The organism is Photobacterium sp. S4TG1 (assembly GCF_036040035.1).
Lineage (GTDB): Bacteria > Pseudomonadota > Gammaproteobacteria > Enterobacterales > Vibrionaceae > Photobacterium.
The window spans coordinates 450081-462341 of record NZ_JAYXUH010000002.1 but is presented as its reverse complement, the minus strand read 5'-3'; the positions used below and the strand labels follow the sequence as shown (position 1 = coordinate 462341).

General features: G+C 36.6%; 5 protein-coding genes and 1 tRNA gene. 1 reads left to right on the top strand and 5 read right to left on the bottom strand.

Annotated elements, in window-relative coordinates; all coding sequences use genetic code 11:
• Positions 1–7: 7 nt before the first annotated feature.
• Both VXS03_RS05405 and VXS03_RS05400 read right to left on the bottom strand, forming a co-directional pair.
• Positions 8–99 (bottom strand) — tRNA-Sec (locus tag VXS03_RS05405).
• Positions 100–304: 205 nt separating this feature from the next.
• On the bottom strand, positions 305–904 hold the full coding sequence (locus VXS03_RS05400; protein WP_080156317.1) for a hypothetical protein: 600 nt from the start codon (positions 902–904) through the stop codon (positions 305–307).
• 62 nt (positions 905–966) lie between these two features.
• On the opposite strand from VXS03_RS05400, the gene VXS03_RS05395 reads away from it, so the two are divergent.
• Entirely contained in the window at positions 967–2088 is a 1122-nt protein-coding gene (locus tag VXS03_RS05395; RefSeq protein ID WP_327762415.1) for an SEL1-like repeat protein, read from the top strand.
• 135 nt (positions 2089–2223) lie between these two features.
• Here the strand turns inward: VXS03_RS05395 and VXS03_RS05390 are convergent, their stop codons facing one another.
• Genes VXS03_RS05390 through VXS03_RS05380 form a run of 3 tightly spaced genes read right to left on the bottom strand, consistent with a single transcriptional unit; the run spans position 2224 to position 12121 of the window.
• On the bottom strand, positions 2224–4983 hold the full coding sequence (locus VXS03_RS05390; protein WP_327762413.1) for a hypothetical protein: 2760 nt from the start codon (positions 4981–4983) through the stop codon (positions 2224–2226).
• A 17-nt stretch (positions 4984–5000) separates the two neighbouring features.
• Positions 5001–5522 carry an OmpA family protein gene (locus VXS03_RS05385; protein WP_327762412.1) on the bottom strand — a complete coding sequence of 174 codons (522 nt, stop codon included), beginning with the start codon at positions 5520–5522 and terminating at the stop codon, positions 5001–5003.
• A 17-nt stretch (positions 5523–5539) separates the two neighbouring features.
• Entirely contained in the window at positions 5540–12121 is a 6582-nt protein-coding gene (locus VXS03_RS05380; protein ID WP_327762410.1) for a hypothetical protein, read from the bottom strand.
• Positions 12122–12261: the final 140 nt, after the last annotated feature.

Sequence of the window (12261 nt, the reverse complement as noted above, 5' to 3'; positions counted from 1 at the left end):
CGAAAAATGGCGGAAGAGGCAGGAATTGAACCTACCAAAGCTTATACAGCTCACATCGGTTTTGAAGACCGAGAAGGCCACCAGACCTCATCTCATTCCGAAATTCTTTTGCATGATAATGTAACTATCATCGTCATTATTTGATTTATATCAATTCGTAGTACAAATACCACTATACCAACAGCGCATTCATTTGAACGCGTAATATTTCATCATACAAAAGTTAAATTCCGTTATTATTATGAACAAAAAAAGCCCTACGCTACCGTAAGGCTTAAACAAAAAAGATAATATGTTTATTCAGTTATCTTACAACCCCATTGTCTTGTAAGTTTTCAATTAAAATATGTGTTAATTCTGAAATAATGTCGTTCATGTTATTGGGATCAACTGACTCTGACGATGTAGACCAAATAGGCTTATGGCTTTTTGTGTCAAACAACGTAAATTCAACATTCACAAACTCATAAGAAACCGTATAACTGTCATCATAAATATAGCTATACGAACTATTATAGTAATTATGGAATGATAAACCGCTGCTATATCCACCATAGCCATTACCTGGATAGCGAATATTTTTATCTTCGATGTTAACTAACTTCGCTACAAAAACTGTTTGGGTGCCATTTTTCTGAATATAACTCGATAAATCCGCTTTTGATGGTAATTTATTAGGGTATATCTGAGAACTTGATACAGCATTAACCCCCTTACTTTGTAATTCTTTAACCATATCATCTTCAAATATTCGTCTAACACGTAAATTATCCGACATCGCAACAACTAATGAACTTTTTATTGGAACATTTGAATAATTTCTATCTACCCATGATGAAGTTAAATTACTAGAAGCACATGATGTTAATAACATTGTTAATATAAAAATAAAGATTGAACGCATAATACATCCCTTTAAGTTATGTTCTAAAATTAACAATAGTACAGGGATAGGAGAAAGCAATAATGAAAAAAACGATCGTATCAACTTTAATAATACTCTGTGGTTGTACAACAGAAAGTAGCCAATCAAACCTATTAAATGACGCTGAATTAAACAAACCGACCTCTATTTCAAAAAATAAAGCACTACAAACACTATCACCATTATCTCAATCGATTATAAATATAGAAAATACGGAGACATCTAAAGTCGAAAAAGATAATGAGATAAAAAAAATAGAATTTATGGCTGAAGATGATCCAGATGCAATGATTTATTTAGCCGCATTATACGAAGAAGGTGAATTAGTCACAAAATCAGAACCGAAAGCACGCGCACTATATAAAAAAGCGGCAGAGAAAGATCACCTCCTTGCCCGTTATTATTATTCATTAATGCTAATCGATGGCAGAGGCGGTAAAACTGACTACGCTAATGCTGAATTAAACCTACGGATTAATGTTAATAATCAACATGCTCCATCATCTTATTCATTAGGCTATCTATATTTCATACAAGAGAAACATCAAGATGTTATTGATGTATTAAGCAAAAACAATGATACTAACAACGAATACTCAAGTTATTTATTGGCTATTTCATATCTAGAACTGAATAAAAACACACAACAAGCAATTAATTTATTACATACTTCAGCACAAAAAAATCATCCTTATTCCCACCTGGTATTAGGCGACATCTATCGCCGAGGGCTGTATGATATCGAAATAGATACAAAGAAAAGCTTTGAACATCTCAATATAGCTGCGAAGCAAAACAATCCAAAAGCATTATTTGATCTAGCCACATTAAGTTTAGAAAATTTATCTCTTATTGAAAATGATATTAATATTGCAATAGAGCAGTTAGAATCGGCTGATGAGAATGGATATCCTTCAGCCAGTTTTGAATTAGCCAAGTTATATGATCAAGGCGACCTCATTAAACAAGATTTTGATAAGGCTATTTATTGGTATAAACGTTCAGCTGCTCAAGGTAATAATAGAGCAATGTATAATTTAGCCAGTATTTATATTAATGGTGATGGTGTCGATGTCTCTATTGATGAAGCTAAGTATTGGCTAATAGAATCAGCAAAGAATGGCAATCCTCATGCTAAGGATATCCTTAAAAACGGAGAATAAATTATTTTGATGTTTTATAATAAAAGCCCAATATTTTTATTGGGCTTTTATATTTTCATATATTATAGCTTTATAAATAAAAAAACTTGCTTGATATAACATCAAGCAAGTATTGCCGTCACAAGTAAACGATAACTAGTTATCAATACGAACACTAAATATGAGTTCTTCTAATTCACCAGGAGCCACACTTCCTATTGTTCCTATAATTGCGCCTGTAGAACCATTTGCAATCGTATTAATTGAACCTTTTGAAATACTCGGCAAAGACCCAATAACATTAAATGTTGTATAAGCGGGAGTAGCATCGGTTAAGGTCACGTTACGTGCCTCTTCAATGGCGATATTCTCTGTTGTTAACCGATACATAATACATTGACCAGGTGCAACAGCAAAATTGGTCGTCACATAAGTACCAGAATCTGATACACCATTACAATCTAAATCAGGTGTTTGTTCTTTCGTGACCTTCATATTTGTATTTGCGACTGTTGTTGTATCGATAATTTGCAAAGTGCCACAGCTAACAGTGGTTTCAACAGTTGTAATGTTATCCGTTCCTTGTGGAGTATTCGCTGGTACAAAGACCTTGATAAATAAGACCTTCTGAGCACCACCAGCAAGAGAAGCCACTGAGGTGATCGCATTATCAGCCCCTGTCAATATATTATCGCTATCAGTATCTTCATAAATAACAGTAGAAAAACCGGTTTCTGAATTCGCAACAGTTAGCACAATATTTAAGAATTCATCATTAGTGTTATTATTTAAAATATGTTTATACACAATGCTTCCGCCAGCAAACGTCACACCATTTGAATTCGGCGGACCAAAGGCCAGACATTGATTATTATTATCAACAGTCACTGCATCATGTTTAATGTCTTCTGCGCCAGTTGTTGGAGAAAAGACTTTAAAATAAACATCTTGAGTAGCAGATTCCGCATCTGCAGGAACAGTCACATCAGCATAAACAACCACCGCATCATCAGGACCTAATACTGGAATATTGGTAATGACTTCATTCTCAGCATTTTTAAACACCACAGTCCAATCTGCAGGCATGGTGTTAACAGCAAAATTTGAACCGCTGTATTGCAACTCATAACTTTCTGCTGCATCTGATTTATTGGTAACATATAAAGTAAACCGTGTTGTTGCGCCAGGTACTGCAGTATTTGTTGTAACAGCCGCAGCTTCAGGACCCGCGCCATAACCACAATTATCGTCAACAGCATCACAGCTATCTTCAACTGTTAGTCCTGTTTCAGCTCTCACATTATTGGTTAAATCAACTGTGCTTGCGACTATTTCACCTAAACGATCAATAACAGTATTTGTTTTTGAAGTATCGTTTGACGATCTTGCACGTTTAACCGTTTGATAGGGCCCACCAATAGCTGAAGCAGGAAGGGTTGCAATCAATATGACTTTATATCCACACACTCCATTACTGTCAGTCACTAAGTATGAAGGACAGGTTTCGCCTGCAGCAGGAATAACGCCGGTATCAGGATTACTGTCATTATCAGTATCTATTAGTGGTGTTACACCATCACTTTTATATAAGAAGAAGCTAGTACCACTTGGAAATGTAGAAGATTCAATAGTGACATTAAAAATATCCTCATCGTTACCCGTATTCCAGATGTAATTGGTAAAACTAACCCGTGCACCTTGCGAAGCAGATGCTACTTCAACAACCTCATGATTAGTGTCATCAAGCGCGTCACAGTTATTGTCGGTACCGACATCACAGCCACCATTGTTAGCAATAACCGCATAATTAGAAGTAATTAAGAAAGGTACTCTATTGGTATTGGTTGAATCTAGCTCACCCGCATCGACAGTACCGTTATTATCTTCATCAAAACCATAAATACCTTGGTTATATAATGTGGTAGCAGAAAGACCTGAATCGATATTAACTTCAAATGTTATTGTTGCTGATTCATCCGCCGCTAAACCATCCATTACAAATTGAATTTCATCATTATCAGGACAAGAGGCATTAGGCGCTATACAAGTTGTAAATGCTAAGTCTTGATCGCCAGTCGTTTCACTACCACCAATTGTTGTACCTGAAGCAGTTATTGTTGTTCCTGATAAACTCCAAAATACCGCACCATTAAATCGCATCCCTTCAGGCAAAACATCATTTAAAATTACACCATTAGTCTGTAACGGATCCATATCTGTAAGACCAACATTCGCATACGTAAATGTTACGGTGTGTGGGCCACTAGGTGATGCACCGACATTAGCACTTAATGCTTTTGAAATTTCAACAATCGGTAGATTAGTTGCTGTGACGGTATCGGTATTGGTTTGTGTTCCCACGCCACCATTTGCAATCGCAATACCGTCAACACTTACCGCTTGGCTCGTTGCTGTTACCGTTAGTGCATCCGACGAATTAATTGTCGCAGCAGCATCAATATCTGCCACAATAACAAATTCAAAACTTTCACCGGCCGCTAATGGACCAATTACAGAACCTGACGCTATTGGTGATGAACCAGGATCAGCAACACCATCGTTATTTTCATCAGGATAAATAGTTGCAGCACTAATAACAGAAGCAGGTATCACAATATCAAGTACAAAAGAATCGGTGTCATTACCGGTATTCGTTAATACATGATTGAATGTCACCGTTCGACCCGGTGCGCCTAACTTAGATTGATCATTAATCAATGTCAGTGCCGCAACAGGCTGAACAAGGGTTTCAACTAAATTAGATGTTGTACTACGTAAAATATTGGCACTATCACGATACGTAGCACCAGCTTGATTTTTAATCACTGTACCAGATTCAGTCAAAGCCATTACAGCGAAGCTGGCACTAGCAACAACGGTTATACCTATTTTGGCGATTCCCTTGAAGACATTCATATGAAGCTCCCCCTTCCCTATTGTGCACTAGAATGACTAGCCACTTCGTTGTATTGCATACTAACCGGGTTAAAATCAGCATCTAAAAGAATCAGCTGCGTACGGCGATTTACTCGATTACTTATTTTATTATTTGAAACAATAAATGGTTCCCTTGATCCTGAACCTAGCGTCACAATACGATGTTCAGCAAGCCCTTTATTTTGTAAATAATCAGCAACAACATCAGCACGTGCTTTTGCTAATTGGTTGTTATATTCCACCTTCCCTGAGTTATCAGCAGAACCAATAACAGCCACATTTAATGTTGGATTAGATTGCAATAATTGTGCCGCTTGATCTAATGCGTGTTGTTGTTGTGCATCTAACGATTTTTTATCAAAGTCAAAATTAACGACGGTTGGCCAATAATGGCCATCGATAACCGTTGTTGTATTACCACAAGCAAGATCACCATAGTCGGCATAAATAGCTTCATTAGAAACACAGCCTGAAATCCCTACACTTAAAAATAATAAAGAAGTTGTTAATAATTTCATGATTACATTCCTCACCGCTATTCGCTTAACCAACCAAATAAGTCTTCATCAAGCTTAAACATCATTTCAAAGTAAAAACCTTGTAAGTTATAACCTTGTGGATCGAGGTCATTATCATCAAAACCTATTACGTTATAACCAATACCAGCACGTAGGTTTTTCATAACAAGATAATTTAAACCAGCACCGAAAGAATAACGGCGGCTATCAAACCAATCAGTACCTAACATGCCACCATGGACGTCGATATCCCAACGACGGTTAATATAATAAATTACACGACCATCAATAATTGTTGCTACAGAATCATAGTCTTGCTCATATTCCGTAAAATCTTCCCATTTCAGACCGATACGTCCAGATATTGTCCAATCTGGCGATAGTTGATAATTCTGATGGGTAGATAAAATATGTGCTGTACGCGTGCTGTCATTACGCTCTGTTTTCCACTCATAAGCACCTAACATATGGTAACGATTAGTTAATCTAGGACGATAAGCAAAACCTAAACTGAAATGATTACTCCATGTATTTTGTGCATTTTCTTTATCGATATAACGGTACTCTTCACGTACAAGCCCACTCCAATCTTGACTTAAACGCGTGACCCAAGCACCCAAAATTCCATAATAATCTTCAGTATCACCGTGACGATATTCTATACGGCCCGTGGTTTTATAATTAGGATTACGTACATCAGCTAAACCTAATGACACCGCGACACCAGAGGTTCCTTCGCCTTCAATAACTTCAACATATTCAATCGCAGGATCAACACTGATACCGGGAATTACTTCAAACCGACCACGATAACCATTAGCTAGCTCAAGGCTACGACCATCTGATGCACCACGTTGTCTAAACTCATTAAACGTACTACCACCATGAAGCCAATCAACATCGATACCAGCCGTAAATAAGCTTGTTGAACCACTGCCTAAATTACTAATGCCGTCTAAAGAATCAATATACTCATATTGGGTATATATGCTGGCTTGCTTATGTACTTTCCAATCCGCTTTTACATTAAAACGACGCTTACTATCATGACCAAAACTCTGCTCATATTCAGTGTCTAACCGACCTGGACGTCCCCACAAACTAAATGTACGACCCAGCCCCACAATTGCGGTGGTATATTCTTCTGAATCTGTTTCGGTTTCATTTTTAATATAACGAGAGCCTAAACGTGTTACCCATTGAGAGCCCAAAATCTTGCTATCTACAGTTGCTCCAATAGACTGTTGCTTTTCTTTATGAGCTAAAGATTCAGAGTGACTGGCTTCAATGTTTAGGTTCATTAACCCAGTTAACTTCTGACGATGGCGAAGACGAAGTTCTTGACGAGCTGGCGTTACACCACCTGTAGTATTAGTAAACCCTTCTTCTGCATAAACATATTCAAGCTCAGTCGCTGCTTGCGCATGCCAATCACGATTAAGTCTAAGTTTATATGCCATACCATTTTTAAGTTTTTCCTGAGTATCAGTAGTTAACGTACTGGCACTTTCATCACCCTTATGGGACATACTCGCAACAGAAGCGGTTATTTGCGTTTTATTATCAAAATCATAGTTAACCCAAAGGCTACCAATGTCATAACCTTCAACATCATTATCATTATATTCGTAGCTCAGACCGGCAAGTAAATAAGGGGTGAATAAATAAGAGAGTCTTGCACCTGCAACGGTATAGGCATCACCATCACCATCCACATCATAAGCGACTCTCACTTTGATAGGATTGAGATTAGGATCGTAACTAGGAATAACACGATTAAACCGCATATCACCAGTGAAATAGTCAATGGTATAGTCAATATAACGGGTTAATAGCTGCTGATTTAGAACAAGACCAGTATTATCTCTATCATACGTAACCAAAGTTACCGTATCAGAATGACGCACAATGCGTGTGTCTCCGATACTATAAAACATTGCAGTACCGTTACCATTAAACTCAATCACTTTATGTAAATCTTCAGGACGCGCACCATATAGTTGTGCGGTAATTTTCCCATCGTTATACATACTATTGAAGCCATTTAGAATCTGACTTGTACGTCCAATATCAGACTCATCAGTTCCATCTGCGGTGCTATAATCGCCCCACATTGCGAAATGACGTTCTTTTTCAAGTTTCACATAGAGCTTACTGGTACTACGAGCATCATAACCTTTAATACTTGCATCACCTGGAATTGGGTAATAGCTATCTGGTGATATTTCGCGATAAAATTCTTCATCAGACTTGTCACTGTCATAACTTAACGTTAAATGCATACCACCTTTAATATTACCTTTAATAAAGGCGGCGGCTCTTTCGTCATGGCTATAGGTTTTATTTTCATAACCATCTAATTGAGCAGGCGGTCTTTCTCCACTAAAACGGCCATAGCGTCCGGTATAATTTACAATACCTGAAACAAATAACGGACGTTTAGCGGCAATTTGATAAAGTTTGATTTTGTCAGAGAAGTCTTCAACTGACGCTTGGATATTAATTTGGCCCGTATTTTCAGTACTGCGTAAATAAACGGTTTTTTCACCATTAATAACACGAACTTGATGACCCGTTTCATTCTCTTGAATATCAGGGTCTAACCAAGTATCACCTTGATCTGTATCTAGCGTTACAAAGTAAGTACCACGTGCCAAATTATTATTTTCATCGTACAACTTAATAATAACAGGAATAACAGAACGACCACCGTCAGCACGTAATACATCACCATCAGCAACAACACTTATGCGTTTTGCAGATTTGGGATGAGAGAACGTTTTTCCTAAAACAAGACGCTCATTACCAAATGGATCCACCGTTTTAATTTCAACAACGTTATCACCATCGTCTAATGGAATACCATACCAACCAACAATTTGAGCATTCTCACGTTTATTAATAATACGTTCGCCTAATTGATCAACATTGATTGCATTACCATTAACATACAATGTTGGTTCAACATCACCTCGAATAACTGCAATGAAACGGCCATCATAGCTATAATCATTGGTTGGCCAATACCATGCCCCTAATTCTGCTTCCGCTCGAGTAATATTTTTTGCTTCATCTTCAGGTAATGGGATAGCATCTTGTAGAAGATTATCAATTCTAAACTTGGCTTCTTTAGGAATATTATTGTATGCCGTTGGTACAATTTCAGTTTTAATTTTATAAAGCGATAATGCCGTTCTCAAATCATTCAGCTTTTCTTGTGAATCACTAAAGCCAAACCGAATAGATGATAATTTATCAGAGCTTGGATAAATATAAGCTTCATCTTGTACGGCTTTTGGATATAACAAAATCATCTTAGCTAGGTCACCTTCATCACCTTTACGTGACTCTAATGCATAACCTTTAAATACAGTTAAAGAGGAAGTAGATGCTGTAGTTTGAGATACATTATCAGCAGCAGTTGACGGCCCACTAATTACACCTGACTGTAACTCATCCGCTTTTAATGCTTTTGGTTTAGCGTCATATTGTAATCCTTTAAAATTCTCTGATGTTTTAAATAACCAATCACCATTTATATTAGTGTTTCTTTCTTTTAATTCTTGATAAACCGCTTCTTGATTCTCTACCGGACATGGTGCAACAAAATCAGCTCTGTGCATTTCACCTCGACGCATGTCAACAAATCGAGAATCTCCTTTTCCTGCATTACGCGTATCTGTCGGTTCCAATTCAATACCTAAAGGCAGGGTTTGTTTGTCAACTTTCATGACATGATTACCCGCCTTAACACCAAACATTGAATACTGACCATTTTCATCGGTGATAACATAATCACCCGTTTCTAAATATATTTTTACGCCGCCAATGGGCCACATCTGATTTTTCATGATGTCGTTGCACTGTGCATCAACAAAAACTTTACCAAAAATAATGCCTCTATCTGACATCACACCAGTTTGCGTTACCTTAACTTGGTATTTATCAATATTAGAAGTAATACGGGAATCAGTCGTACCACCAAAGGTTGCTGCATTAACATAAACAGAGTTGATACCATCTGAATCTATAGCACCTGCTGTTAGTTGCAAAACATAAGTTAATTTATAGCTACCATTTTCAGGCGGCTGTGTACTTCCACTTAATGTTCCAATATCAAAACGATAAGTGTAAGTATCAATTCGAACAGGATCTTTATAAGGTTGGTCATTTAATCGAGTACTACCTTCCATATATTTAAAGCCATACGGCATTGAATCAAAAACTTGCGCATCAAATAACTGGCTGTCTGGTAGATTATTTTTAATGGTTACTGAATATTTCACAAAGCTACCAATTTCAGCGTTATCTTTATCTGCATCTTTTTGAATCGTTAATCTACGATCTAAGTTTTTAGGATCCAAAGGTATATCAAACGTTTCAACACGCTCTCTAACCGTAATTGGGAATAGACCTGAATTTTCAATATCATCATTACCATATGGGCCATATGACATCGGGGTAACGTTGTGAATATTAAAATTTGCTAACGTTGTATAAGCAGATGGCCACACATGCGTTTGTGGTGGCTCAACCGAAATATAATATTGATTACCATCAATTGGTGCTAATTTAGGAAATAACACTCGGCCATCAGCATCAGATATCACTTCAGCAACAGGAGTGAGACCATCAGTATTTGGTACCCGTATTTTCGCTGTTGGCGCTACATTATTTTCTGTCTGATAAAACTTCACTATCGCATTTTCAACACCATTAAAATTGGTTGCATCAAATACTACAAATTGAGGGCTTATGTACGCTAAATCAGTCAAAATGATTCGATTATTATTTTTAGGATCAAAGACTTCAATCACTAATTCATCATTTGGATTTGACTGAATTTCACAGTCTGCTGCAGTTGAACCATTAAGACCAAAACCAGTAAAGTTGATTGTACCATCAATATTCGATAACAATTCTGTACGAGTAATTTCACCTGTACGCCATGGAATAGCGATATCTTCTAAACAGTGGTTACCCCCAGAGCGAATATAATTATCTTTTGGTGATACAGCATGAACAGGAATAACACTTCTGAAAATACCAGTATTAGGCCCTGTTTCCGCAAAAATCCAATAAAAAGAATCACCTTCCGTTGAACGTAATTTCACGGGGTAATTAGAAGATTCAGGGCCAACAATATCAATCGTTGACGCATGTTCATTACCTTGAGGAAGGATAATTTGGGCATGAATACCATCAAATTTTGAATCAAATCCAGTTGAGCTTGAATGATAATAAAAGTTTGTTGGGGTAAAGTGCTCATGCTCACTGTATAAAATAGTAAAGTCACTATTTGGGTCTAATACATTATCGTCAATAAGTTCGAAATCAATTAAATTATTTTCTTCTTTACCCACTAACGTATTACATACTTCACCACTTCTAGAGATATTTTCAGCTGTTGACGATAAATTAACTTCTGCTTCACTGTATATTTTAAATGGTACGGTTCCACGCACATCATTAACTTGTGCATAATAAGTAAAATGTCCTGATGTATTTGGCTTCATATAATCAGGTTTAACTAAAAAACCGATCTTTTCTACATTACCTTGCCCATCCCAAGAGCTATATTCGTACCAATCTAAATTATTATCATCTTGTTCAAATAGAAAACTATTATTAATCCCAACTAATACCACACCACCATCAAAATTATATTCAGGAGAAACAAGTGTTATTGGTGAATGGTCTTTAGCTGGCTGCCCATTAACAACTTTATCTTGTAACAAAGAAATATTAGCAGGAAGCTTTACTGAAATTAACACCCCAGTATGGCTAACTTTCACTTGTGAACCTGCTGTTTCTGATTGAACGAAAATATTATACGGCAGTGCTGCCGATTCAGGCTTGGTGCGACCAACACTGGTATAATTGACTCTAAAGTCAATTTCAGAAAGTGATGTCACTTGTTGCTGACAAATAGGTGAATTTTCAATCGTTAGATTAACGATTGGTCCATTAATAACGGTAAGTTTAGTCGAACTAGTTTTTTCAACTGAAGGTTCATTAATTGATGTAACAACAGTATCAATATCATAGAAGTCATTGTTTTTATCTGTTGTTGGAATCTCAACAGTATAAACAATATTAATAGATTCACCCGGCTTTAGCTGGCCAGAAATATATTCTCCATCACTATTTTTATTAAGCTCTGGCTCGCCAGGATCATGAATACCATTGCCATTAGTGTCAAAATATATTTTTATATTATCTGCATTTGGTGATGTAAGATCCCCATTATCATCAGTTAGATTATTAACATTAATAATATAGCTATCTTTAATATTACCAGTATTAGTTACTGTGTGAGGAATACTAACAATAGAACCAGGTGGCACATTTTTTTCTGTCTTATTATCGCCAGATGTATTAGGCGATAATGAAACATCATATACTTTTTCAACTTTAATATGGGATATATTCGAAAGCACTCGAATATTCTCACCCGTCGTTGAGTCGAAATAAGTCATGATGGCCTGATTCATTATTTTTGTGCCAGCATTAGTTAACCCAAAAACTGTTGAACTCACACTTAATAATATAAAAACAATGAGGTACTTCATTTTAGTTATTACATCTAAGAGGGCCATAAGCACTCTCCAAAGGCTAGTAATTCAAAGATATGGATATAGGCTTATTGAACTTACTTGATTTAATTATTTTCAAATATATTTAAAATAAGCTCAATAAGCCCCCCTACAAGGTAGGGAGGGCTAGGTTATATTTACGA

Excerpts from the sequence above, each read along its gene's own strand:
- VXS03_RS05400 (WP_080156317.1), bottom strand. The coding sequence starts at position 904 with ATGCGTTCAATCTTTATTTTTATATTAACAATGTTATTAACATCATGT.
- VXS03_RS05380 (WP_327762410.1), bottom strand. The coding sequence starts at position 12,121 with ATGGCCCTCTTAGATGTAATAACTAAAATGAAGTACCTCATTGTTTTT.
- VXS03_RS05385 (WP_327762412.1), bottom strand. The coding sequence starts at position 5,522 with ATGAAATTATTAACAACTTCTTTATTATTTTTAAGTGTAGGGATTTCA.
- VXS03_RS05395 (WP_327762415.1), top strand. The coding sequence starts at position 967 with ATGAAAAAAACGATCGTATCAACTTTAATAATACTCTGTGGTTGTACA.
- VXS03_RS05390 (WP_327762413.1), bottom strand. The coding sequence starts at position 4,983 with ATGAATGTCTTCAAGGGAATCGCCAAAATAGGTATAACCGTTGTTGCT.